The 24,636-nt window shown below is 61.0% G+C and carries 24 protein-coding genes; 10 read left to right on the top strand and 14 right to left on the bottom strand.

Features of this window, described 5'->3' with window-relative positions:
- The first annotated feature begins 11 nt into the window (after nucleotides 1-11).
- Nucleotides 12-536 (top strand): iron transporter, encoded by a 525-nt coding sequence (locus ACHZBF_RS16860; RefSeq protein WP_273440251.1) that lies wholly within the window; start codon nucleotides 12-14, stop codon nucleotides 534-536.
- Nucleotides 537-688: 152 nt separating this feature from the next.
- Entirely contained in the window at nucleotides 689-1,786 is a 1,098-nt protein-coding gene (gene hemE / locus ACHZBF_RS16855; protein ID WP_321529079.1) for a uroporphyrinogen decarboxylase, read from the top strand.
- A 228-nt stretch (nucleotides 1,787-2,014) separates the two neighbouring features.
- Here the strand turns inward: hemE and ACHZBF_RS16850 are convergent, their stop codons facing one another.
- From ACHZBF_RS16850 to ACHZBF_RS16810, 9 genes are all read right to left on the bottom strand, one after another.
- On the bottom strand, nucleotides 2,015-3,106 hold the full coding sequence (locus tag ACHZBF_RS16850; protein ID WP_321529078.1) for an Opr family porin: 1,092 nt from the start codon (nucleotides 3,104-3,106) through the stop codon (nucleotides 2,015-2,017).
- A gap of 103 nt (nucleotides 3,107-3,209) precedes the next feature.
- The gene (locus ACHZBF_RS16845; RefSeq protein ID WP_157606703.1) at nucleotides 3,210-3,374 is read right to left on the bottom strand and encodes a hypothetical protein; all 165 of its coding nucleotides are present in this window, start codon (nucleotides 3,372-3,374) and stop codon (nucleotides 3,210-3,212) included.
- Nucleotides 3,364-4,563 (bottom strand): DUF2325 domain-containing protein, encoded by a 1,200-nt coding sequence (locus ACHZBF_RS16840; RefSeq protein WP_029132280.1) that lies wholly within the window; start codon nucleotides 4,561-4,563, stop codon nucleotides 3,364-3,366. The genes ACHZBF_RS16845 and ACHZBF_RS16840 overlap by 11 nt, the downstream gene beginning before the upstream one ends.
- A 3-nt stretch (nucleotides 4,564-4,566) precedes the next feature.
- Nucleotides 4,567-4,785: a hypothetical protein gene (locus ACHZBF_RS16835; RefSeq protein WP_029132281.1), complete on the bottom strand. Its 219-nt coding sequence runs from the start codon at nucleotides 4,783-4,785 to the stop codon at nucleotides 4,567-4,569.
- Between the two features lie 325 nt (nucleotides 4,786-5,110).
- The gene (locus ACHZBF_RS16830; protein WP_321529077.1) at nucleotides 5,111-5,311 is read right to left on the bottom strand and encodes a SlyX family protein; all 201 of its coding nucleotides are present in this window, start codon (nucleotides 5,309-5,311) and stop codon (nucleotides 5,111-5,113) included.
- Nucleotides 5,308-6,411: a cell division protein ZapE gene (gene zapE, locus ACHZBF_RS16825; RefSeq protein ID WP_321529076.1), complete on the bottom strand. Its 1,104-nt coding sequence runs from the start codon at nucleotides 6,409-6,411 to the stop codon at nucleotides 5,308-5,310. The genes ACHZBF_RS16830 and zapE overlap by 4 nt, the downstream gene beginning before the upstream one ends.
- A gap of 53 nt (nucleotides 6,412-6,464) precedes the next feature.
- Nucleotides 6,465-6,803, bottom strand: a complete 339-nt coding sequence (locus ACHZBF_RS16820) for an ArsR/SmtB family transcription factor (protein WP_029132284.1) — start codon at nucleotides 6,801-6,803, stop codon at nucleotides 6,465-6,467.
- A 19-nt stretch (nucleotides 6,804-6,822) separates the two neighbouring features.
- Nucleotides 6,823-7,701: a response regulator gene (locus ACHZBF_RS16815; RefSeq protein ID WP_321529075.1), complete on the bottom strand. Its 879-nt coding sequence runs from the start codon at nucleotides 7,699-7,701 to the stop codon at nucleotides 6,823-6,825.
- Nucleotides 7,702-7,774: 73 nt separating this feature from the next.
- Complete coding sequence (locus tag ACHZBF_RS16810) at nucleotides 7,775-10,102, bottom strand: ATP-binding response regulator (RefSeq protein ID WP_273440240.1); 2,328 nt, start codon at nucleotides 10,100-10,102, stop codon at nucleotides 7,775-7,777.
- Between the two features lie 79 nt (nucleotides 10,103-10,181).
- Between ACHZBF_RS16810 and ACHZBF_RS16805 the strand changes: the two genes are divergently transcribed.
- Nucleotides 10,182-10,874 carry a pseudouridine synthase gene (locus ACHZBF_RS16805; RefSeq protein ID WP_335342984.1) on the top strand — a complete coding sequence of 231 codons (693 nt, stop codon included), beginning with the start codon at nucleotides 10,182-10,184 and terminating at the stop codon, nucleotides 10,872-10,874.
- Here ACHZBF_RS16805 and ACHZBF_RS16800 read toward each other — a convergent pair.
- Nucleotides 10,866-11,330, bottom strand: a complete 465-nt coding sequence (locus ACHZBF_RS16800) for a peroxiredoxin (RefSeq protein WP_029132287.1) — start codon at nucleotides 11,328-11,330, stop codon at nucleotides 10,866-10,868. The two genes, ACHZBF_RS16805 and ACHZBF_RS16800, sit on opposite strands and share 9 nt — an antisense overlap.
- A 263-nt stretch (nucleotides 11,331-11,593) precedes the next feature.
- Complete coding sequence (metH, locus tag ACHZBF_RS16795) at nucleotides 11,594-15,301, bottom strand: methionine synthase (RefSeq protein ID WP_321529074.1); 3,708 nt, start codon at nucleotides 15,299-15,301, stop codon at nucleotides 11,594-11,596.
- A gap of 221 nt (nucleotides 15,302-15,522) precedes the next feature.
- Between metH and ACHZBF_RS16790 the strand changes: the two genes are divergently transcribed.
- Nucleotides 15,523-17,145, top strand: coding sequence for a PAS domain-containing protein (locus ACHZBF_RS16790; RefSeq protein ID WP_029132289.1), 1,623 nt, complete (start codon nucleotides 15,523-15,525; stop codon nucleotides 17,143-17,145).
- Between the two features lie 3 nt (nucleotides 17,146-17,148).
- On the opposite strand, the gene ACHZBF_RS16785 is transcribed toward ACHZBF_RS16790, so the two are convergent.
- Complete coding sequence (locus ACHZBF_RS16785) at nucleotides 17,149-17,751, bottom strand: TrmH family RNA methyltransferase (protein ID WP_321529073.1); 603 nt, start codon at nucleotides 17,749-17,751, stop codon at nucleotides 17,149-17,151.
- Nucleotides 17,752-17,929: 178 nt separating this feature from the next.
- Here ACHZBF_RS16785 and ACHZBF_RS16780 point away from each other — a divergent pair, with 178 nt between their 5' ends.
- From ACHZBF_RS16780 to ACHZBF_RS16755, 6 genes are all read left to right on the top strand, one after another.
- Entirely contained in the window at nucleotides 17,930-18,361 is a 432-nt protein-coding gene (locus ACHZBF_RS16780) for an FKBP-type peptidyl-prolyl cis-trans isomerase (protein WP_029132290.1), read from the top strand.
- Nucleotides 18,362-18,364: 3 nt separating this feature from the next.
- Nucleotides 18,365-19,534 carry an alkaline phosphatase family protein gene (locus tag ACHZBF_RS16775; RefSeq protein ID WP_321529072.1) on the top strand — a complete coding sequence of 390 codons (1,170 nt, stop codon included), beginning with the start codon at nucleotides 18,365-18,367 and terminating at the stop codon, nucleotides 19,532-19,534.
- Nucleotides 19,531-20,145, top strand: a complete 615-nt coding sequence (locus ACHZBF_RS16770) for a flavin reductase family protein (RefSeq protein ID WP_273440235.1) — start codon at nucleotides 19,531-19,533, stop codon at nucleotides 20,143-20,145. Before ACHZBF_RS16775 ends, ACHZBF_RS16770 begins: the two co-directional genes overlap by 4 nt.
- Nucleotides 20,146-20,240: 95 nt before the next feature.
- Nucleotides 20,241-21,344 (top strand): prephenate dehydrogenase/arogenate dehydrogenase family protein, encoded by a 1,104-nt coding sequence (locus tag ACHZBF_RS16765; protein ID WP_029132293.1) that lies wholly within the window; start codon nucleotides 20,241-20,243, stop codon nucleotides 21,342-21,344.
- 38 nt (nucleotides 21,345-21,382) lie between these two features.
- A complete protein-coding gene (locus tag ACHZBF_RS16760) occupies nucleotides 21,383-22,702 on the top strand; it encodes a hypothetical protein (RefSeq protein ID WP_321529071.1) in 1,320 nt (439 codons plus the stop codon).
- 3 nt (nucleotides 22,703-22,705) lie between these two features.
- Nucleotides 22,706-23,332 carry a DsbA family protein gene (locus ACHZBF_RS16755; RefSeq protein ID WP_321529070.1) on the top strand — a complete coding sequence of 209 codons (627 nt, stop codon included), beginning with the start codon at nucleotides 22,706-22,708 and terminating at the stop codon, nucleotides 23,330-23,332.
- An 18-nt stretch (nucleotides 23,333-23,350) separates the two neighbouring features.
- Here ACHZBF_RS16755 and ACHZBF_RS16750 read toward each other — a convergent pair whose 3' ends face one another.
- Both ACHZBF_RS16750 and ACHZBF_RS16745 read right to left on the bottom strand, forming a co-directional pair.
- A complete protein-coding gene (locus tag ACHZBF_RS16750) occupies nucleotides 23,351-24,022 on the bottom strand; it encodes an endonuclease I family protein (protein ID WP_273440232.1) in 672 nt (223 codons plus the stop codon).
- A gap of 77 nt (nucleotides 24,023-24,099) precedes the next feature.
- Complete coding sequence (locus tag ACHZBF_RS16745) at nucleotides 24,100-24,531, bottom strand: CBS domain-containing protein (protein WP_029132297.1); 432 nt, start codon at nucleotides 24,529-24,531, stop codon at nucleotides 24,100-24,102.
- Nucleotides 24,532-24,636 lie beyond the last annotated feature (105 nt).

Below are 24,636 nucleotides of genomic sequence, written 5' to 3'. Positions count from 1 at the left end.
TGGAGTTCGATATGAAACGAAATGCATTGAGTCTGGCCCTGGCGGGCCTGTTGGGGAGTGGAATGGTTATCGCCGGCGAGCAGCCGATCGGTGATCCGGTGGAACTGAACGGCATGGAGGTCGCGGCGGTCTACCTGCAGCCGACCATGATGGAGCCGATGCTGCCCGGCATGGACAAGGCCGATATCCACCTGGAGGCAGATATACACGCCATTAAGGGCAACCAGAACGGCTTTGGTGAGGGGGAATGGATACCCTACCTGGACATCAGCTACACCATCACCCAGCAGGGTGGTGACTGGTCCACGACCGGCAGTTTCATGCCCATGGTGGCCTCCGACGGCCCCCACTATGCGGATAACATCAAGCTGAACGGTCCCGGCAAGTACCACCTCAAGTACCACATCAAGCCACCGGCCTATAATGGGTTCTATCGGCATACCGACAAGGAGACCGGTGTCGGTGCCTGGTGGGCACCGTTTGATCTGGAGTGGGATTTCGCCTTTGTCGGGGTGGGCAAGAAAGGCGATTACTGAGGGGTTGCCGTTGGCCTGACCAGCCATGTGGAGACACACGGCGCCATGGATTGCCACTGGCGCCGTGTGTCATTGGCTATTTAGGTGTAAACTCGCCCTCTCACCGGCAACAGAGGCCGGTGGTCTCTTGGTGTCAACAAAGGAAACGCGCTGTGTCCAGCTTGAAAAACGATCGATTTCTCCGCGCCCTGCTGCGTGAACCCGTGGACATGACCCCGGTCTGGATGATGCGCCAGGCGGGACGGTATCTGCCGGAGTATCGGGCCACCCGTGCCAGGGCCGGCAGTTTCATGGATCTCTGCATGAACCCGGAGCTGGCCTGTGAAGTAACCCTGCAGCCGCTGGAGCGTTTTCCCCTGGATGCCGCCATCCTGTTCTCAGACATCCTCACTATCCCCGATGCCATGGGCCTGGGCCTCTATTTTACCGAGGGAGAGGGTCCGAAATTCAAAAACCCGGTGCAGGACGAGGCGGCGGTCGCCGCGCTGGGCGTGCCCGACCCGGAAGACGACCTGGGTTATGTCATGGATGCGGTGCGCACCATCCGCCGTGAACTGGATGGACGGGTGCCGCTGATCGGCTTCTCCGGCAGTCCCTGGACCCTGGCCACCTACATGGTGGAGGGCAGCAGCACCAAGAACTTCGCCAAGGTGAAGGAGATGATGTTCGATCGGCCCGACCTGATGCACAGCCTGCTGGGCAAGGTGGCGGAGTCGGTGATCAGTTATCTGAATGCCCAGATCGCCGCCGGGGCGCAGGCGGTGATGGTGTTCGATACCTGGGGCGGGGTGCTGAGTCCACGCGACTACCAGCTGTTTTCACTGGCCTATATGGAGCGCATTGTTCAGGGGCTGGTGCGTGAAAGCGAGGGCCGCAAGGTGCCGGTGATCCTGTTCACCAAGGGCGGTGGTCAGTGGCTGGATGCCATGTCCCGCACCGGCTGCGATGCCCTGGGCGTGGACTGGACCACCGATCTGGCCGATGCCCGGGTAAGGGTCAAGGACCGGGTGGCGCTGCAGGGTAACGTGGACCCCAGCATCCTCTATGCCGCACCCGAACGTATCCGTGAAGAGGTGGGCCGGGTACTGGCCAGCTACGGTCACGGTCCCGGACATGTGTTCAACCTTGGCCACGGCATCCATCCTGATGTAAACCCGGAACATGCCGGGGTGTTGGTCGAGGCGGTGCATGAACTGAGTCAGGCCTACCATAGCCCCGGGGTAAAAGGGAAAAGCTGGGGTAGTGATTGAGCCTCGCCGTCCGTTAAAACCATGATCCTGAATGACCCCGACCGGGAAACCGGCCGGGGTTTTTTGTTCTGGGATGGATTTATGCTGCGAAACCCGACATCCGGAGGTTAAATCCTGATCCCGGAAATGATCGATCCCTGTTGTTGGGATTCGTTCCTCATCCCAACCTGCGATGCTTATGCCCGTATCCTCAATCATAGGGCGCCCCGTAGGCGCCCCCACACGTGCTCAGAAACCGTAGCTGAGCATTAGGGTCAGTTTTTCATAATCATCGATGTTGGCGTCGGCATCGATGTCGGCATAGACCAGATTCACGCTCAGGTTCTCGGCGATGTCCGCCAGATCGTAGCCGAGGGCCAGATTAATCTCGCGCTCCTCGCTGTTGCCGGCATAGTCACTGTGGCCGACTATCAGTCCCAGGGTGGCGTGGCCGATACTGTACTCGGCGCCCAGGTACCAGGTCTGGGCATCGGCGACGTAGACCTGATTGCCATCCTCCAGCGGATTGATGTTTTCGCCCAGGTCGTCCAGGTGGCCCACGCCGCCCTGCCTGTCGGTGTCGATGTAACCGGCCGCCAATGCGAGCCCGCCCAGCGTGCCGCGCAATTCCAGGTGCAGAATGGCCCCGTCCGCCTCGCCAGCCACTTCCACGTCCGAGGCGGCATAGTGGGCGGTCAGGCCCAGGCCGGAGGCGTGTTCAAAATCGGCCTTCAGACCCAGGCCGTCGAAAATATCGTTCACGTGGATATAGTAGGGATTAAGCACCAGTCCCTCGGCCGGGCTGACCTTGGCATCCAGGAACCAGGCACCGTTATCGCCGATATCGGTGAAGCTGTGCTGCAGATCGTCCTCGTCTGCAACCGCCAGACTGCGGCTGTAGCCGGCGGTGAGCTCCGTGGCCGGTAGCATATCGCTGGTCAGGGTCACGGCTTCGTGATAATCCCCGACCCACTCCAAATCAACTGCCTGGCGACCCAACACGGCGCCGAAGCCATCGCCCCGATAGCTGAGATAGGCCTCGGTCACCAGGGTGCCGACGCCCTCGTCCGAATCGCCCGGGTTGTCCTCGTCCAGCTCGCTGCCGTGACGCAAGGCGAGGCTCATCTGCAGGCCGTTCAGTGGCGCCGTCTCATATTTCAGGCCAAGAAAGCCGGTGCCGTAGCCGCTGTCCGTGCTGCTACGGTTGTCGATGCCCTTGTAAAAGAGGTTCAGGTCACCGCTGACGGTGCCGTTTTTAAAGGCGTCGGACAGATTGTCGGCTTGTGCGCCGTACGACGTCAGTAGCGAGATGATCGCTACACCTAGATAGTGTTTTTTCACGTTGTCCCCTTGTGTCTGTGGATAGGTTGATAGAGTTGTATCGGTTGTTGCCACGCTCGGTGGACAGGTGCGTACCCGTCAATTCAAAGAATTGATGTGCTCCCTACATCCCGGCAGGGGCTACCAGTCCTGCCAGCAGGAGCGCGGTCAGGGCGGTAGCCCAGAACAGTCCGGTTGAGCGTCCGCCCGGTGGTTGATCACGCCGGCTAAGGATGGTCGATTTAATGGCGGAGTTTATTGACATGGCATCCAGTGGCCTATTGTTCATAAGTATCAGTTAGCGGTAATTGGGACAGCTCCCTGGCAAAGGCGGAGAGGCCGGAGCTGCGAAGTGGTATGAAGGCCTTGGCGTTCTGCTTGCAAAAGCGTTTCACCTTCAGACAGGCGTCGTGGCTGATGCAGTCGACCGGGCAGAACACCATGTCCGCCTTACTCAGCAGGCAGTGCAGGTTGGCGCGGCTCTCCTCGATACCGCCGTCATGGTGCTCAAAGCGTCCCCTGAACTTCTCCACCAGGGCGCGGAAGTGGGGTGACAGGGAGGGGTGCCCGCCTACGTAGACGATCTGCCGGCCGCACAGGTCGGTGGTCGGCTGGTCCGGTGTCTCGTCGCTCCCCAGCAGCTGGTGCAGGGCCAGTTCGCTGGCCTGCTGTTCTGCTTCCAGCTTGCTTAATGCTGTATAGGCGGAGGCTCGTTGCTGTTGCAGCTGCTCGTTACGTCGAGTCAGGTTGGTGAGCCGGCGCCGGGTTCGCTCCAGCTGGCGTACCGCTTGGCTCAGTTCCCGGCGACTTGCGGCAAGCTGTTCATTCAACGCCGCATTGTCCTTCTCAATTGCCGGTTTGTCGCGGGCAAGCCGGCGCAGCAGCTGTGCCTCCAGTTCCTGGATGACTGCCTCCTTCTGTGCCAGTTGTTCATGGTGTTGGCGCCGGGCACGCACTGCCGTTGCACGCAATTCGGTGATATTGGCGTCCAGGGCTGCAAGCCGCTTCAGGTTGGCGCGATTGGCGGCACCGGCCAGATGCGACAGCATATGTACATCGCCGTAGATACGCTGCATCAAGGTGGTACTGATCTGTGGGTGGGTGGCCAACGCCCAGAAAGGACCCGCGATATTGCCCGTTTGCAGGGCCTGCTGCCAATAGCCGGTAAGATCCTGATTATCGCATTTGGCAAGCTGATTGATGGCTGCGCGGAATTTTCTATCCAGGAGGCGGGTGAGCAGTCGTGCGGCACGACACTCCCGGCCCGCACTGCCAACCAGAGCGGTGTGGGCGTCATAGTCGCTGTGTTTGGGTTCCAGCTCGATGCCCGCCTGGCGGATGAGCCTGTGCAATTCAGGCAGGGTCAGGCAGGTGCCGAGGACAGCACAGTGAAAGCGGTGCTCCAGCTCCCACAGCTTCAGGCGCCTTGGAACGGTAGTCCGGGGCGGCTCGAAGCGCTTTTTTAGAAGATTGCACATGGACTAGCGGGCGCGGAATGTGGGTTGGTCAAACGGCAGGCCCAACCGCTCGGCGTAGCTCAGTCCTTCGTCCTGAATATCTTCCAGGGTCAGGTCGCCGCGCTCCAGCAGGGGTAGAATCCAGCCGGCGCCGCAACGCAGTATCTCCTGGCCGGTTTCGGCATCCAGCAGCCGCAGGCACGGGTCGCTGCGCTCCAGCCAAGCATCGATGACACATTGCATGATTCAGTCTCCTTGTGATCTGGCAGTTAATGATAATCATTATCGTTTAAGTGTCAAGATGTAATGGATTATTTATTTAACAATGGGACGAGCGTTAACCGGGATTACCCATACTGTTTTGCTGTGTCCGGGAAGCATATGAGCCCATAGGTTGGTGTGAGCTTGCGAACCCCAACAGGCTAACGCGGCCCGCCTGCGGATTCGCGGGTCGGATTATCCTGGCCTAATCCAACGAACCTGAACGATTGCAATTGATGGGCGCGCGAAACTTGCCTGTCGGGATGGGGGTGGGGCGTCCGCGGGGTTTCGCGGTGAACAATGCGGGTTAATAATGCGGCGGGATCTCGTGTCCGCCGCTTCCGTCTTCCGGTGGTGTGAGGTTCTGCATCCGCAGATGCAGCTCTTTGATGGCCAGTTGCAGGGTATTGAGCTGGTTTTGCAGCTGACTGACGGTCAGGTTGAGCTGGTGGATGGCGTCTTCCTGAAACGCAATGCGGGTCTGTAAATCGACTATTTCATTGGTCATGCACGATGCTCCCGTGACAGATATTCAATCGACTGCATCTCTTGCAGCCGGCTGACGGCCCGCTCGAACTCCGCTTTCAGCCGCTCGCCCCGGTATAGATCCAGCGGACCAGCTGCCGCGCTGATGATCAGCTTGACCCCCCGATCGTAAAACTCATCGACCAGGAAGACAAAGCGGCGTGCCGCATCGTCCAGCTCACCGGTCAGCAGCGGAATATCGGAAATGATCACGGTATGGTAACAGCGTGCCAGTTCCAGGTAGTCGGCCTGGCTGCGTGGGGGGCCGCAGATGGCGAAAAAGTCGAACCAGATCAGGTCGTCCGCCAGCCGCTGGACGGGAATTTCACGCCCGTACAAGGAGATTGTTCCGCCACTCTGGCCCGGTTCGGGTGCCAGTTGTTCGAACTCTTCAATCAGGCGCTGATTAACCGCCGCTCCCAAGGGTGTGTGGTAGACGGTGGCCTGTTGCAGGTAGCGCAGCCGGTAATCGGTTGTGCTATCCAGGTGAATCACCCGGGTGTGCTGTTTGATCAACTCGATCGCGGGCAGGAAACTGGCTCGCTGCAGGCCGTTTCGATACAGGTTGTCCGGTGCGGTGTTGGAGGTGGTGACCAGGGTGACGCCGCGACTGAACAGGGACTTCAGGAGTTGGGCCAGGATCATGGCATCGCCGATATCAGTGACAATGAATTCGTCCAGGCAGAGGATGCGTGTACGGGCGGCCAGGGATTCGGCGACCCGGTCGAGGGGATTTTTTACCCCCTTGAGACGGCTGAGCGACTCATGGGTATTGCGCATGAAGTGGTGAAAATGGATGCGCAGTTTGTTATCAAACGGCAGTTGGTTGAAGAACAGGTCCACCAGCCAGGTTTTACCCCGGCCAACGCCGCCCCACAGGTACAGACCGGTGGCGGGGTTGATTTCCCGCTGAGGCGTGCGTTTCAACAGCCGGCTGAGCAGGTCCGGTTCGGGGGGGGGAGGCGCCGGCTGAATCAGCCGCTTATAGAGTGCCTGGAGTTCAGCGACCACGGCCGCCTGGTCCGGGTCCGCTACTACCGCATTCTGTTGCAGCTGGTGCTGGTAAAATTGCTCGGGTGTCATCCGGCCAAGAATACCGGATTCAAGTAAAAAATTCCTGGTTTGGACCTGGTGACCTAATCCTTTTCGTGGGGATGGCGTTCATCCAGATTGGCAGGACAAAGGACGGTACGCATGGTACCGATCAGGGTCAGCAACTGGCCGTTGCGAATCCGGTAGTAGATGCGGTTGGCCTCCTTTCTCGAGATCACGATATTCTTGTTGCGCAGCTGCTCCAGGTGTTGCGAGATATTGCTCTGCGAAGTGCCGGTGCGCTCCACGATCTCACCGACCGACAGTTCATCATCGCCCAGTGAGCAGAGGATTTTCCAGCGTAGCGGATGGGCCATCGCCTTGAGTGCGTTGGCGGTCAGGGTGGTGTCTTCATTATCCAGGGGTGGGCTTTGGTCACTCATGATTGACTCCTTTTACAACTCAAGAGGGCATATCTATGCTGGATGCACTATCCTCTGACAGCTCATCCTGTCGGATATAGCCGCTCATATCCTTGGCAATACATAAAATATCGGATATCTCTCCATGCTCATTTTTCACCGCAGTCCGGGAGAACAGGATCGGAATGCGTCGTCCGTCATGGGTGATGAAGCGGGCCTCGATCTGGTTCAGGGCGCCGACCCGGATCAGTGCCTCCAGCCAGGTACCCATGAAGGCGCCGGCCTGTTCGTCGCCCTCCTCTTCAAAAATATCACCGATGCCCATGCCGAGCAGCTCTTCATCGCTATAGCCGAGCATGCGCCGCAGGGCCGGATTGACCTCGCGGACCTTGCCATCGGGACTCAGCACCAGTAGCGCCTCGCCCATATAGTTGATAATGTTTTCCAGGTGCTGCTTTGCCTGTGCCAGCTCCGCGGTGCGTTCCGCCACCTTCTGTTCCAGTACCCGGTTGAGGTTGCGCTCTTTCTCGATCAGCCGGAAATAAGTGCTGATCTTGTTGATCAACTGATTGTCATCAATCGGTTTCAACAGATAATCCACCGCACCCACTTCATAGCCCTTCTGCTGGAACTCCTGGGTCTTGAAGGCGGCGGTGAGAAAGATGATCGGTATATCCCGGGTCTTTTTGCGAATCTTCAGCATGGAGGCGGTCTGAAAGCCGTCCATCTCTGGCATCTGCACATCGAGAATAATCAGGTCGATGTGGGTGTCACCCAGAGCGATGTCCAGCGCCTGCTGTCCGGATGTGGCCTCCAGTATGGTCACGTCCATATGCTGCAGCAGCAGGGTGCGCAGGGTAAAGAGGTTGTGCGCGTGGTCGTCCACGGCCAGGAGGGTAAACCCGCTGTAGCGGTTCATGCGGCACATCCCTGTGCCGCACCCTGGCGGGCGGCCTGTGGCCGTGAAAATTGTCTCTCCTGGCAATTTTTCATCATTTGCTGTCTACAACTTCCGCTGGTAGATATTGTGCGAGCAGCCTGTGCAACTGTCCACGATCAATCGGCCGCTGGATCAGGGCGTCCGCACCGGCTGCCCGACAGGCCGCCTCAATCTCCGGGGCCGGTCCGGCGAGTATGGCAATCACCGGCAGCCGCTGGGTCTGTTTAATACGTTTGATCGTATCACAGCACTCCTCGCAGGGCAGAATGATGTCAATCAACACCAGGGCAAATGGCTCATCGGCCATCAGTTCGATCGCCTCGCCGGCGTCCTCCGCCGCCGTGACCTTGAGGCCGGCCTGTTCCAGCAGCGGGGTCAGTTGCAACAGGTTGTGCAGATTGGCATCCACCACCAGTAGCGAGTGCCTGCCCAGGTAGTGGTCGGCCGGATCGGCCTCTGCCGGCGCGGGGAGTTCCGGGCTGGTGATTGTCTCCGATACAGGCGTGGCGGGCTGCTCGGGATCCAGTTTGGCGGGTAGTAGCAGCGTGAACCGGCTGCCCTGACCGGGGCTGCTGTGCAGTCGTATCTCCCCGCCCAGCAGCCCGGCCAGTTGCCGGCTGATGGTGAGACCCAGGCCGGTACCGCCATAACGGCGGTTGGTGGCGCCATCGGCCTGCTTGAACGCCTCGAAGATCTCGGCATGCTTGGCTGGCGGGATGCCGATGCCGCTGTCGGTCACGCTGATCTGCAGGGCATAGGACTCCGCGTCGGCCGGATCGGCAACGACCACCCGGATCACTACCTCGCCCGCCTCGGTGAACTTGACCGCATTGGAGAGGAAGTTCTTGAGAATCTGGCGCAGTTTTTCCGGGTCGCTGATGATCTGCTCCGGGACATTGCTGGCAATCTCCAGCCGCAGCGCCAGCCCCTTGGCGTCGAATTGGGGTTGGACCAGCTCAACCAGGCCGTGCAGCAGGGGTGTCAGGTTGACGGTTTCGGCATGTAGCGGGATACGCCGCGCCTCAATGCGGGAGAGGTCCAGGATATTGTCGATCAGCGCCTGCAGATCGCTGCCCGCCTCATGGATGACCCGTGCCTGCTTGATCTGATCCTCGCTCAGCCCCTGCCTGGAGCCGGCCAGCAGCTTGGAGAGCAGCAGGATGGAGTTGAGCGGCGTCTTCAGCTCATGGCTGATGTTGGCCAGGAACTGGGACTTGTAGCGGTTGGACTCCTCCAGCTCCCGGGCATGGGCCCGCAGGTTACGTGAGGTGCGGCCATGCTCCTCTGCCAGGCGGGAGAGATTCATCCCCAGGCGTTTCAGCTCCTGGGGGCCTTTCCAGTCGAAAGTGACCGGCGCCTCATGTTCCAGGATCTGCTGGATGCCGTCGATCAGTTCACGGCTCAGGCGCTCCGCCCGCTTCGCCAGCCAGCGGGAGGCGAGCCAGGTGGCCAGCATCAACAGAAACACAATGCTCAGCACGCGCAGGGTAAGGGCGTTGCGGAATTCGGCAATGGGCGAGGGATCCACCAGTCGCCCGACCCAGAGCGACCGGGACTGCTCGGTGCGGAACATCGGCACCCACATGATCTGCTCATCGTGCCCTTTCCAGAGCGCCGGTTTCTCCTCCGCAAACAGTGGCTGCAGGCCGGGATAACGCTCAAAGGCGTTGCCGGTGGGGGTGCCGGGGGCGGGGATCTCCAGAAAGTCACCGTCATCGTTTACCCACAGGGTGTCGCGGTAGAAGCGGGCGATACCGCCCACATCGATATTCAGCATCACGGCGCCGATGGGGGCCCCACTCTCCTGGCTGAAGATTGGGGTGATCAGGCGCAGGGTCATGAAACGGCGCGGGTCCAGCGCGCCCGCATCCGGGTTAAGACTGAGCGCACTGACCAGTACGCGGCCCGGCTCCGCCTGCAACGCGGCACTGATCAGGGCCTTTGGCGCCCTGCCGGGACGTCGCACGGTAGGTTGCCAGGACTGGTTCTCCCGGTCCCGGTCGAGCCAGAACTGCTCATCGCCCTGGGCATCGAGAAACACAATCTGCACGATGTCCAGCTGCTCGTGGAGGATCTGGTTGATCCACTGGATATAGCGGGTGCGGGCCAGATCGATATTTTTGTCGCTGTTGTTCTCGTCGCTGATACCCAGCACCGTGCCCGGTTCCGGCAGCTTGGCCAGCAATCGCACCATCTCGTGGCGACTGGCCAGGTGCTGATCCAGATCGCGGAAGTCGGCGCGCAGATTCTGCAGATGCGCCTTCTGATAAAACAGGTCCATGCGCTCCAGCACCAACGGCAGATTGATCACCACCGCAATCAGTAGCGGGGTGAGGGCGAAGGCGAAGAAAAACAGCAGTATCTGGGTGCGGAGTTTCACATCTTGTAGTCAAGCGGCTGCCGGTGCAGGCACATTAACCCAAGCCATGCCTATCCGCAAAGTGTGGCATGATGCGCCCATGAGCGAGATGACGATCCTGTATCGGGATGAACACTATATCGCGGTAGACAAGCCGGCCGGCCTGCTGGTGCACCGCACCCGTATCTCCGAGGACAGCCGTTTCCTGCTGCAGCAGTTGCGTGACCAGATCGGTCGGCGGGTCTATCCGGTCCATCGCCTGGACCGGCCGACCTCCGGGGTGCTGATTTTCGGCCTGGATTCGGATGCGGCGCGACGGCTGGTGCAGTTGTTTGAACAGCGCCAGGTGCAAAAGCGCTATCTGGCGGTGGTCAGGGGCTATACCGCCGAGTCGGATGTGATCGATTATCCCCTGCGGGAGGAGGCCCACAAGGCACCGCAAGCGGCGGTCACCGGTTATCGCCGGCTGGCTACCGTGGAGCTGCCGATAGCCGTCGGGCGCTATGCCAGTGCACGCTATTCTCTGTTGGAGGTGCGCCCGGAGACCGGGCGCATGCATCAGATCCGCAAACACATGAAACACATCTTTCATCCGATTGTAGGGGATACCACGCACGGCGACGGGCGGCATAACCAGCTATTCAGGGACCGGTTCGGGATCTGTCGTCTGCTGTTGATGGCCGCGGAGCTGAACTTTGTACATCCCTACAGCGGGGTTGCCCTGTCAATCGGAACGCGGCCGGATACGGAGCTGGCGGGTCTGTTCGAGCGTCTCGGGTTTGGCTCAGAGTGACTTGACGAGTTCCAGTACCACCTGGGCGTGCCCTTTGGGCTTGACGTCATAGAGAGCGTGGCGGATGACGCCCTGTTTGTCGATGATAAAGGTGGAGCGCAGGATACCCATGCGTTTCTCGCCATGCGCCTCCTTCTCCTTCCAGACGTAATAGTCCTGACAGAGAGTGCCGTCGATGTCGGCCAGCAGGCCGATGGTGAGGCCGTTCTTATCGCGGAAATCACCATGACTGAGGCAGTTGTCCATGCTGACGCCCAGAATGTCGGTCTCTGCCGCCTGAAATTCATCCATCAGATCTGAGAACTCCAGCGCCTCGATGGTGCAGCCCGGCGTGTTGTCCTTGGGATAGAAATAGAGCACCAGATTACGTTTGCCCAGATAGTCACCGAGTTCGGATTTATTAAGGTCCGCATTGGGCAAGGCAAAATCCGGCGCTTGATCACCGACTTTCAGCATGACTCCTCCTCAGGTGTCCGGTCACTCTTGTTATGAGTGTTGAATCTATTGCCGTTGCAACGGCACGTCAACCTCTGGTTTGTCGCGGAATTCGCGGTTGGGCTGAATAGGCGCTGACCCGGCATCATCGGGCGCCCCGCGGACGCCGTGGACTGTGTCGCCCATCTGGTGATGAACAAGGCCCGCCTTATAGGCAGTAATAGCCCCTGTGGCCGCCCGGTTCCGTCAGTGATTTAAATCGGTGAAAGCCGGGTTGTATTTAATCAATCCCCGGCCGGTTCGGGGTCATAACCCAGATTCGGAGCCAGCCAACGCTCCACCTCGGCCGGGTCCATCTGTTTGCGCCCGGCGTAATCTGCGATCTGATCCCGTGCCAGTTTACCGACGGCAAAATAGCGCGCCTCGGGGTGGCTGAAGTAGAGACCGCTGACGGCCGCCGTCGGCACCATGGCCATCGATTCGGTCAGCCAGATGCCGGCTTGCTCCTCCACATCCAGCAGCTCCCAGAGGATGCGTTTCTCCGTGTGGTCCGGGGAGGCCGGATAGCCGATGGCCGGCCGGATGCCCTGGTACTGCTCCTTGAGCAGGGCCCGGGTATCCAGCTCCTCGTTGGCGGCATAACCCCAGAACTCCCGGCGCACCTGCAGATGGATCTGCTCCGCCAGCGCCTCGGCCAGCCGGTCGGCCAGCGCCTTGAGCATGATGGCGCTGTAGTCGTCGTGATTCGCCTCGAACTCCGCGACCTTCTGGTCGATGCCGATGCCGGCACTGCAAGCGAAGCCGCCAATGTAGTCCTTCACCCCGCTGGCCTGCGGGGCGATGAAGTCCGCCAGGCAGTCGTTATAGCGCCCTGCCGGCTGCTTGCCCTGCTTGCGCAGAAAATGGAACCGGGTAGCCACCTCGGTACGCGCCTCGTCCCGGTAGACAATGACGTCATCACCGTCGCTGCTGGCCGGCAGGATGCCGATCATGGCGTTGGCGCGCAGCCACTTCTGCCCGATGATCTGTTCCAGCATGGCCTGGGCGTCGTCGAACAGCTTGCGTGCCTCTTCGCCCTTGTCCGGGTCCTGCAAAATCTTCGGATAACTGCCGCGCAGCTCCCAGGCGTGGAAGAAGAAGGTCCAGTCGATCAGCGGAACCAGGCTGGCGAGGTCGATATCCTCCAGCAGACGGATACCCGGTCGGGCCGGCACCGGTGGCTGGTAGCTGCTCCAGTCGATGGGCACCCGGTTGGCCTGCGCCTCCGCCAGGGAGACCAGGTTGCGGTTTTCCTGCTGGCTGGCCCGGCGCGCCTGGGCATCGGCATACTCGCTGTTGATCTGGCTGATGTATTCGTCCCGCCGCTCGGCGGAGAGCAGGCTGCTGGCCACGCCCACGGCGCGCGAGGCGTCCGGCACATAGACCGAGGGGCCGCTGTATCTGGGGTGGATTTTCACCGCAGTATGAATCAGCGAGGTGGTGGCGCCACCGATCAGCAGCGGAATACGCATCTCCAGCCGCTCCATCTCCCGGGCGATGTGCGCCATCTCCTCCAGGGAGGGTGTGATCAGCCCGGACAGACCGATGATGTCGACCTGATGCTCTGCCGCCTTCTGCAGGATGGTCTCGGCCGGCACCATCACCCCCAGGTCGATCACTTCGTAGCTGTTGCACTGCAGGACCACGCCGACGATATTCTTGCCGATGTCGTGCACGTCGCCCTTCACCGTGGCGAGCAGGATCTTGCCATTGGGCCGGCTGTTGCTGTCGCTTTTCTCGGCCTGTATAAAGGGTTCCAGATAGGCCACTGCCCGCTTCATCACCCGGGCCGATTTGACTACCTGTGGCAGGAACATCTTGCCGGCGCCGAACAGGTCGCCGACCCGGTTCATGCCGTCCATCAGCGGGCCTTCGATCACCTCCAGCGAGCGCTTCACCCCCTGGCGGGCGGCCTCGGTGTCCTCCTCGATATATTCGGTAATGCCCTTCACCAGGGCGTGTTCCAGGCGCTGGGCCACCGGCCAGGCGCGCCAGGCCAGGTCCTCTTTCTGTTCCGCCGCGGCGCCGTCGCCGCGATATTTCTCGGCGATCTCCAGCAGCCGCTCGGTGCCGTCGGCGCGGCGATTGAGAATCACATCCTCGACCCGCTCGCGCAGTTCAGCCGGCAGGTCGTCGTAGATCGCCAGCTGTCCTGCATTGACAATGCCCATGGTCAGGCCGGCCTGGATGGCGTGGTAGAGAAACACTGCGTGGATCGCCTCGCGCACCGGGTTGTTGCCGCGGAACGAGAAGGAGACATTGGAGATGCCGCCCGAGACCAGGGCGTGGGGCAGGCTGTCGGTAATCTGCCGGGTCGCCTCGATAAAGTCGACGCCGTAATTGTTGTGCTCCTCGATACCGGTCGCTACTGCGAACACATTGGGATCGAAAATGATATCTTCCGGCGGAAAGCCGACCTGTTCGGTCAGTAGCCGGTAGGCGCGGCTGCAGATCGCCACCTTGCGCTCCAGGGTGTCGGCCTGACCCGCCTCGTCGAACGCCATGACCACTGCTGCCGCACCGTAGCGGCGGATCAGCGTGGCCTGGCGGAGAAAGTTCTCTTCACCCTCTTTCATGGAGATGGAGTTGACCACCCCCTTGCCCTGGATGCACTTGAGCCCCGCTTCCAGCACCTCCCACTTGGAGGAGTCCACCATCACCGGCACCTTGGCGATGTCGGGCTCGGTGGCGATCAGATTGAGAAAGCGGATCATCGCCGCTTTCGAGTCGAGCATCGCCTCGTCCATATTGATGTCGATGATCTGGGCGCCGTTTTCTACCTGCTGGCGACAGATCTCCAGCGCCGTGTCGTACTGCTCCTCCATGATCAGACGCTTGAACTTGATCGAGCCGGTGACGTTGGCGCGCTCGCCCACATTCACGAACAGGCTGTCGCGGTTGATGGTCTGGGGCTCCAGGCCGGAGAGCCGGCAGGCGCGCTCGATCTCCGGCAGTTGGCGTGGTTGCTGGTCGGCAATGGCGCTTGCCATGGCACGGATGTGGTCCGGGGTGGTGCCGCAGCAGCCACCGACGATATTCAGAAAACCGCTGGCCGCCCATTCGCGGATCTGTTTCGCCATGGTCTCCGGTTCCAGGTCATACTGACCGAACTCGTTGGGCAGACCGGCGTTGGGGTGGGCCGAGACGTGGGTCTCCGCGATGCGCGACAACTCTTCCACGTACTGGCGCAGTTGATCCGGCCCCAGGGCGCAGTTGAGGCCGATGGCGATCGGCCGGGCATGGCGCAGCGCGTTGTAGAACGCCTCGGTGGTCTGCCCCGAGAGGGTGCGGCCGGAGGCGTCCGTGATGGTGCCGGAGATCATCACCGGCAGGCGCAGGCCGTCCTCCTCGTACACCTGCTCCACGGCGAAGATGGCCGCCTTGGCATTCAGGGTGTCGAAAATGGTCTCGATCAGGATGATGTCGCTGCCACCCTCGATCAATCCGCGGGTCGCCTCGGCGTAGGCAGTCACCAGGTCGTCAAAGGTGATATTGCGGAAACCGGGGTCATTCACGTCCGGTGACAGGGAACAGGTGCGGTTGGTCGGACCCAGCACGCCGGCGACAAAGCGCGGGCGTTGCGGTGTGCTGGCCGCATCGGCCGCCTGTCGGGCCAGTCGCGCCGAGGCGACGTTCATCTCGTGGCTCAGCGACTCCATCCGGTAGTCCGCCATGGAGATGCGATTGGCACCGAAGGTATTGGTTTCAAGGATATCCGCACCGGCCTCCAGGTAGGCGCGATGGATGTCGCCGATCAGATCCGGCCGGGTGATGGAGAGCAGATCGTTGTTGCCCTTCAGGTCGCAGGGCCAGTCGGCGAAGCGCTCGCCCCGGTAGTCCGACTCCACCAGGCTGTGCCGCTGGATCATGGTGCCCATGGCGCCATCCAGCAGCAGGATGCGCTGTTGCAACAGGGTGTGGAGTTCTGCGGAGCGGTCTTCGGGGCGGTTCATGGGTCACTCGATATCCAGGGAAACAGAACGGCCTATTATAGGGTGCGGCGGGGGTGAAGGGGAAACGGGCGGGGAGCAAGTTGGTTAGTTATTGTTGTCGCTGGAAAAAGTGGTGTGCGCAAAGGTGTTTTATTGATCTGGTCCAAGAAAATAATCCATTTTTGTCCGCGAAAGAGATACACTTTTCCCATGCTCCGGTTGGCGAAAACAATATAATAACCATGATGTTAGAACGGTACTTATTGCTGCTGATACTGCTGGTCCTCACCGGCAGCCCGCTGGCGGCGGAATCGGTCCGGGTCGGTATCCATGCCAAACCGCCCCTCTCGCTGGTCGATGGCCAGGGTGCCGTCCAGGGCTTTGTGGTCGATCTGCTCGACCTGATCGCGGCTGAAGAGGGCTGGGTACTGGAGTACGTTCCCTGCAGGTGGGATGAGTGCAATCAACTGCTGGCGCTGGGTGAAGTAGATATGCTGACGCCCATCTCCTCCAATGAGGCCAAGCAGCGCCGGCTGGACTATAACCGCGAGAGCCTCTATGTGAACTGGGGACAGATCGTGATGGCGGGCAAGGATGTGATCAAATCCCCCCTGGATCTGGCGGACAAGACCGTGGTGGCGCTCTCCAGTGATCCGCACTTCGCCGATCTCAAGGAGCTGGCGGCCCGTTTTGATATCAATGTGCGGTTTCTCGAGGTTGGCGACTATGAATCGGTCCTGGCCTGGGTGGATCACGGTCCGGTGGATGCGGGACTGGTGCCGCGCTCTTTTGATCTGGCCGGGTTCAGGCAGTTTCCGCTGATCAAGTCCTCGGTGATCTTCAATCCGGCCGAGATCCGAATCGCGCTCTCTCCGTTGAATGGCCAGATCCCCAATGCCAAGCGTATCCAGCGGCTGGATTATCATATGACCCGCTTAAAGGGGGATCGGGAGTCAGCGTTTTACCGGCTTCAGGAGCGCTGGTTCGGTGACAAGGATCCTCAGGAAATTCCCGAGTGGCTGCGCTGGGTGCTGCTGGTCCTGTTGCTGCTGTTGCTGCTGCTGGTCGGTGGTGTGATGGTGTTGCGCCGCCAGGTCAGGCTCCAGACCGGAGAGATCCGTGAAATGAATGAGCGGTTTGCCGCTTTCATGCGGCATTTGCCGGGCATTGCCTACATGAAGTCGGCGTCCGGCCGTTACCTGTTTGTCAACCCGGTCTGGGAGCGGACCAATCACCTGCGCGAGGCGGCGGTGCTCGGACTCAGTGCCGCTGAAATCTGGCCGGAACGGGATCTGGCGGCGCGGGAGCGGGAGGAGCGCAAGGTCCTTGAGGCGGGCCAGGTAGTGGAGAGTATCGAGGTGCATCCCTGGAGTGACCGGCCGAGCCAGTGGCAGATGATCCGGTTTCCCATAGCCGGTCTCAGCGGAGAGACCGAGATGGTAGGCGGCATCGGACTGGATGTGACTGCCCAGAAAGAGACGGCCCGGGAGCTGAGTCATCTGCATCAGCAGTTGCAGTTGCTCCTGGAATCCGCTGGCGACGGCATCTGCGGACTCAATGGCGCGGGGCGCTGCACCTTCGCCAATCCGGCCGCACTGGAGATACTGGGTTATACCCGTAATGAGCTGACGGGTTGTAAATTCCATGACCTTGTTCAGCACACGCGGGCTGACGAGACACCCTATCCCGAGGAGGAGTCACCCCTCTACAATGCTTACCGTCAAGGCAGGCGGGCACATGTCGAGAACGGGGTTTTCTGGCATGGGGAGGGTGCCCCCCTGGCGGTGGAGTATTCGGCCTACCCCATGGCCAATGGCGATATGCCCGGTGCGGTGGTGATCTTTCGCCCGGCACGCGCCGGCTGATCCTTACCTGGCTGTTCCTTTCCGGCGCAGGCTGTTTCCGGATTCAGGTGGCGCGACGGCGGCCGTCAGATCACCCTGCTGGCGGACGAATTCATACATCACGATAGAGGCCGCAATGCTCACATTGAGGCTTTCCACCTGGCCAAACTGCGGTATCGCCAGGCGCCGTATATCCGGATAGTCATGCGGGTCGAAGCTGATGCCGCGCTCTTCATGCCCGAGTACAAAGGCACATTTCTCCGGTAGCCTGGCCTGGAATAGCGACTCCGCACCGCCCGCCTCCAGAATGAACAACGTATAACCGCGTGCTTTCAATTCCGCGTAACTCTGCTCGAAAGTGTCATAGAAACGTGCCGGCACTTTCTTGAACGAACCCTTGCCCGGTGCCGGGTCGAACATGCCGATATCGATCAGATGGACCTCGCGGGCGCCAAAGGCCTCGGCGCTACGGAAGATCTTGGGCACATTGAAGCCCGCCTTCAGATGATCCAGCACCAGTACGAACCGGTGTAGTCCCGGGCGCGCCAGCAGGTTTCGCTGGCGCTGTTTCTTGTAGCGCAGGATGGCCTGATTGCGTGAGGGTTTTTTTGACTTTCTTAACGGCATAACGGCTTTGGGTGGGCAACGGGGCTGAAATCATGCCATGATAAAATGGCTTTGTCCCCCTTGTCGGGGACCCCCGGTTGTTAGCCGTGTACTTGTGCGTGGTTGCAATCTTTCAAGGCGGACCGGGAGGCAACGCCCGCCTGCCATTTCAAACGACGCAAATACAAGGAGACTATTCATGTCTACACCTCAACCAGGCCAGACGGTCAAAGTCCACTACACCGGTACCCTCGAAGACGGCACCCAGTTTGATTCATCCGCCGGTCGTGATCCGCTGGAGTTTACGCTGGGGGAGGGGCAGGTCATACCCGGTTTTGAGCAGGCGCTTGCCGAGATGGCGGTCGGCGAGACCAAAACGGTGCAGATCCCGGCCGATCAGGCCTATGGCGAGCACCAGCCGGAGCTGGTGCAGGAAGTGGATCGGGCGCAGATTCCGGATGAAATCGAGCTGGCGGTCGGTGTGCAGTTGCAGGCCCAGGGACCCGACGGCCAGGTGTTTCGCCTGGTGGTGACCGAACTGGCGGAGGCCAGCGTCACCCTGGACGGCAACCATCCGCTGGCCGGCAAGGCCCTCACGTTTGAGCTGGAACTGGTGGAGATCGCCGCCTGAGTCATGATCTTTCCTGACTACCGTGGCGGCAGCATTGCCAATCTCATGTCCTCCATCGCCCTGGCGATGGGGGGCTGGGAGACCGGCTATCTGCCGCTCGGTCAGCTCGACGCTGATCGGCTTGGCCGGGTGCGCAATCTGGTGCTGCTGGTGGTGGATGGCCTGGGCTACCGCCATCTCAAGGAGCGCGCACCGGAGAGCGTACTGTTCAGCCACTGTATCGACTCGCTGACCTCGGTCTGCCCGTCAACCACGGCTACGGCAATCCCCACTTTTCTCAGTGGACTGCCACCACAGCAACATGGACTGACCGGCTGGTTCACCTATTTTGCCGAGGTCGGCTCCATTGTGACGGTGCTCCCCTACACCACGCGGCTGGGGCGTATGCCGATCGATGATCGGCTGTTGAACCCCCGTCAGTTGAGCGGTGTGGCGCCGATCTATGACCGTCTGGCGGTACAGAGTCATCTGGTGGTACCGGACTGGATCGCCGGAACCACCTTTAACCGGGCATTCACCGGACAGGGCCGGCTCCGCTCATACCGGGGCGGTCTGCAGGGCATGTTCAAGGGCATCGGCGGTGCGGTGGATGCAGGCAAGGGGCGCAATTTTATCTACGCCTACTGGCCGGAATTCGATAGTCTCTCTCATGAATATGGGGTGGCGAGCGCGGAGGTGGCGGCACACCTGGCCGCCCTGGACCAGGCCTTTGCCGAACTGGTCGCGCGACTGCGCGGGACCGATACCCAACTACTGGTAACGGCGGACCATGGTTTTGTCGACACCACACCGGACAGGACGCTACGGCTGTCGGCCCATCCGGAGCTGGCGGAGACGTTGATGATGCCGTTGTGCGGTGAACCCCGGCTGTCGTTCTGTTACGTGCACCCGGACCGCGCCGGACAGTTTGAACGCTATGTCACCGACCGGCTGGGCGAGGCAGTGACCCTGTGCCGCAGCGAGCAGCTGTTGCGCGAGGGGCGGTTCGGCCTGGGTGTGGCGCATCCGCGTCTGCGTGACCGGATCGGCCACTATGCCCTGATAATGAAAGAGAACTATATAATGACCAGCGAGCTGCCGGGTGAAAAGCCGCTGAGCCATATCGGTGTACATGGTGGCCTGTCGCCCCATGAAATGTATGTTCCCCTGATCAGCCTGGATTGTTATACATGATTATTGATCTTGACGACCTGAGTACCTCCGAAACCTATTTCGCCATGACCCAGGCGATTATCCCCCGGCCCATTGCATGGGTATTGTCCGAGAACGGGGCGGGTGACTACAACCTGGCGCCATTCTCCTATTTCAATGCGGTCTGCAGTGATCCACCGCTGATCATGATCTCTCTGGGCAAGAAGCCTGACGGCACGCCCAAGGATACCAGGGTCAACATCGAGGCGCGGGGATCCTTCGTGGTGCATATTGCCGGGGTCGAGCAGATCCAGCCGCTGAATGCGAGCTCGGCGACCCTGCCCGCCGGCGAATCCGAAATCACCCATCTGGGTCTGGAGCTCGCCGAGTTTCCCGGTTCCCGGCTGCCCCGGCTGGCTGAATGCCGGTTGGCCATGGCCTGCGAGTTGTATGAGGTGATGGAGCTGGGACCGGTGCCCCAGGCGCTGGTATTCGGGCGCCTGACTCACCTGTACATTGAAGATGGCGTCGCAGAGCAGGACTCCAAGGGCCGGCTTAAGATCCATGCCGACCGCCTGAACCCCCTCGGCCGCCTCGGGGCGCGGGAATATTTTGCCGGCGGCGAAATCATCACCCTGCCCCGGCCAGCGTGAGTGGTTGCAGAAACGGCCGTGGCTGACGCTACAGTATCTACAGGCCGGATGTCGGTAGCACTGCCATCCGGTGGACCCAGACAGGTAATGGCAAGATGAAAGATCTACAGGCGCTGAGGGAGCGGCTCTCCCGGCTGGACGTCGAACTCCTGGAGATGGTGGCGCGCCGCCAGGAGATCGTCGCGGAGATCGGCCGTGCCAAATCTTCCGCCGGCCGGGGCACCCGGGATTACGCCCGGGAAAAGGATGTACTGGAACTGGCGAGGCGCACCGCCAGGCGGGTCGGGCTGGATGAGGATATCGGCGAGGAGATGTTCCGCCTGCTGATCCGCGCCTCGCTGGCGGCTCAGGAGCTGGATAAGGTCTCTTCGCAGGGCTCGGGCAGCGGCAAGCGGGCACTGGTGATCGGTGGTTCCGGCCAGATGGGGCAGTGGTTCGTGCGTTTTCTCGACACCCAGGGCTACGCGGTGGAGATCTGTGACCCACAACCGGCCCGCTCCGGTCATGTCCGCTTTGCTTCACTGGATGAGACGGGGCTGGAACATGACCTGGTGGTGATTGCTGCACCCATACAGCAGACGGTGCGGTTGCTGGAACGGTTGGCCGAACGCAAACCGGGCGGCATCATATTTGATATCAGCTCCCTGAAGGGGCCGCTGGCCGAGGCACTCGGCAGGCTGCGCGCTGCCGGCTGTCACGTCACCTCCATTCACCCCATGTTCGGCCCCGACACCGAACTGCTCTCCGGGCGCAATGTGGTGTTCGTCGATCTGGGCGACCCTGATGCCACGGCCATGGTGCAGGAGCTGTTTGCCTCCACCATGGCGGAGCAGGTGAGCATGTCCCTGGACGGACATGACCGGGCCATGGCCTATGTGCTCGGCCTCTCCCATGCCGTCAATATTGCCTTTTTCAACGCCTTGTCCCAGAGCGGCGAGGAGGCGGAGGCTTTGGCAACTCTCTCCAGCAGCACCTTCGATGCGCAGATGGATGTGGCCAGCCGGGTAGCGGAGGAGAATCCCTATCTCTATTTCGAGATCCAGTCCCTCAACGCTCACAGCCCACGCGCCCTGGTGACGCTGCTGAATGCCGTCACCCAGGTGGCGGGGCGGGTGCTGGACGGGGATGAACAGGGCTTTGTCGATCTGATGGCCCAGGGCAAGGCGTTCCTGGCCCGGCGCCCGGAGGACCGGCCCTGATCGGCTGGCAGGCAGATGCATATGACCGGAGACAACGGGTGAAACTGAAACGGGTGCTGTCGATCACGTTAGTAGTCGGCCTGGTCGCCTATGCCGCGCTCAAGGGTGCGGTCTATTACCAGGTCAAGACCGGGCTGGGTCGGCTGACCGCCATGGTTGCGCCCTTTGCCACCCTCAAGTACGAAGCTATCGAATCGGCTCTGCAGGGTAGCGTGGCGGTAACCGGCATCAGCGTGATGCCGGCAGATGCGCCGGTGGGTATCCGGATCGAGCGGATCGAGTTGCAGGGTGAGGGGACACGGTTCCTGCTGGACCTGCTGAAAGGCTTCGATGCTGAGCGGCCGCCGCGACGACTGCAGCTCTCGGTCAGCCGCATGGCTATGCCACTGGGGGGTGGCTACCTGCAACAGTGGTTCCCGGCCTCGAGTGCCACCGAACCGGACATCTGTACGCTCGGTGGCCTGCTGGGGCAGACGCAGATCGAGCGTCTGGGGTTCCGTCAACGGCTTGCGGATACCCGGCTGCGTTACGATTTTGACCGGCGCTCCGGTGAGATGACCCTGCTGATGGACTACACTCTGGATGGTCTGGCGGCACTGAGCGTGGAGATGTCCCTGAATAAACTCTCCCCCATGGATGCAGGAGCGACGCCGGTACTGGAGCGGTTTTCGCTGCATTATCGGATCGATCCGGACTATATGCGGCGGACGGTTGATTATTGTGCCGGGGAGGCGGGACTGGATTCGGCGGCGTTTATCGACCGGTTGCTTACCGGTGGTTCCACCTACTATGCCAGCAACCTCGGTTTTATCCCCGGCGAGGGTCTGCGCTCGGCGCTACGCCGCCTGATCAGCAGGCCAGGTGACCTGCTGATTACCTCGGTACCCGACAGCCAGTTCTCCCCCGCCCTGCTGCAACAGTATAAACCGCAGGAGCTGGTCAGGCTGTTGGGTCTCAGCCTGAGTGTCAATGATCAGCCGGTAACCGATCTGAGCTTCAGTCTGCCCCAGGGTAATGAACAGCTGGCCGACCTGTTCGGCACCCTTGCTCCGGCGGCCTCTGGTGAAAACGGTGGGGGTGAGACGGTCCCTGCACCGGCAAGCCCCAAACCCAGGGCGCGTTTTATGGCCACGCCGGTAGCCCGGTTGAGTCGCTATATCGGCGGTGATGTGCGGGTCTATGGCGGTGAGCGAGATGATCCGCAGCAGGGCATACTGATGTCGCTGCGCGATCGCCAGCTGGAACTTGAGCAGCGCCTGTATGGCGGCAAGATGACGCTCTATATCCCGCTGGAAAAAATCAGCCGGGTCGAGGTGTTGCGGTGGGAGCAGCCGGAAACGGGGGAGGCGGTCAGGTAACGCATGAACAGCAGGCTCTACTATGTCCATGACCCCATGTGCTCCTGGTGCTGGGCGTTCCGTCCGGTGATGGCGCAGATCACCGAAGCGCTGCCGGCGGGTCTCTCTCTGGTCAGGCTGCTGGGGGGGCTGGCGCCGGACAGTGACGAGCCGATGCCCGGCCAGTTGCAGGATTATCTGCAGGCCACCTGGCGCACCATCGAGCAGCGGGTGCCGGGTACCCGGTTCAATTTTGATTTCTGGACCCGCTGCCAACCGCGCCGCTCAACCTATCCGGCCTGCCGCGCGGTGATCGCCGCCCGCCTGCAGGCGGCCGAGTCTGAACCGGCGATGATTCTGGCCATCCAGCAGGCTTACTATCTGCATGCGATGAATCCGTCGGATGACGATACCTTGATTAGCCTGGCCGGAGAGATCGGCCTGGATGGCGGGCGTTTTACCCGGGATCTCAATGCTCCGGCCACCCGGCAGCAGCTGGAGCAGGAGATTCTGCTGGGCCGGTCGATCGGCGCCGAGGGGTTTCCGTCCCTGATTCTCGAGCATCAGGGGCGCCATCAGCGTCTGGATTACGATTATCGGGATCCGGCGCCGGTATTGGCGCAGCTGAACAGCTGGCTGGATAAGGGATAGCGCATCCGCCGTTTCGTCTCAGAACCGCAACGCATCCGCGGCCCTGGGGTCGTCGATAAAGCGATTACGCGTCCCCTGGTATCGGGCGATCAGGTCGTTGCGCCGCCGCTCTTCGGCATCCGGGGGATCTTCCCGGTGCCACTTTTTCATCAACTCACCCTGGCGCCGGTAGAGCGTCAGTCCGTAGGTATCGTGCATATAAAACAAGGCGCGGGCGATGTTGCCCCGACTGGCCGGGCGCGGTTCCACTACCCGTTGGCGGGCGTGGAACTCAAAGTCACAGCGGCCGAACTCGCGCTTTTCGCCGGCGATCTCGGCAAACGGAAAACTGCTGCGGATCTTGTTGATGTCGGCCCGGGCGGGGTAAAGGTTGTGCATGTCGGCCTCGATGCGGTTGAAGCGCTGACTGGTCTCCCGGCACAGCTTGCGGCTGCGGCACCCCTCATCGCGCATCGCCCAGGCCATCGGAAAGATGTGCTCGATATTGATGCTGCGGCCGTGGTAGGCGCCGAATTTCTCGTCGCAGTATAGGGTATGACCGCCGTCCGGGTAGATGCGCTGCCAGAACACCGGCAGGGCTTCAAAGTACTGCTTGAACACCAGTTGTCCATCCGCCTGCACGGGGATGGCGGTCAGCAGGGAGAGCAGAAAGAGCAGGATAAAACCGGATCTGGATTTAATGGTTCGCATGGCCTCTGTACGCAGCGCGTGAGTGGGCCGTGGGCGGAAGTGCTTCCGCGCTCACGGCGTACTACATCGGGTGTTGATCAGGAGTAGTTGATGTACTCCCGCAGATAGGTCGCCTCGACGGTGATATCGGTTAGCTGGGCCTTGACCAGGTCGCCGATGGAGATCATGCCGACCGGGACGCCGTCCTCGAGCACCGGCAGGTGTCTGAAACGGTGCTCGGTCATCAGGGTCATCGCCTCATCCACGCTGGTGGAAGGGCTGACCACGACCAGTTTGCGGGTCATGGCATCATTGACCACGGCGCCCTGCAGGTTTCCCTTGCTGGAGGAGCAGTAGCGGAGAATGTCCCGTTCGGTGGCGATGCCGTGCAGCGCGCCGTCCTCGGTCTTGACCAGCAGCGCGCCCACCTTGTGATCACACATGGTGTTGATCGCGTCCAGCAGATCCATGCTGGCAGGAACGGTGATAACGCCGCCAGGTTTTTTTTGTAATACATCATTCAATGTCATTACTGCATCCTCCTTTGGCCAATGATCGCAACCGCCCCGTGGCTGACCGGCTGCCGGACTGGACGGGGCGCTTCACTTAAGTAAAACAGAAATCACCGGGCTGTG

Origin of the sequence: Sedimenticola selenatireducens (assembly GCF_963675335.2) — a bacterium.
Taxonomy (GTDB): domain Bacteria; phylum Pseudomonadota; class Gammaproteobacteria; order Chromatiales; family Chromatiaceae; genus Sedimenticola; species Sedimenticola selenatireducens.
The sequence above is the reverse complement of the archived record's forward strand: the minus strand, read 5'-3'. Positions and strand labels throughout refer to the sequence as shown.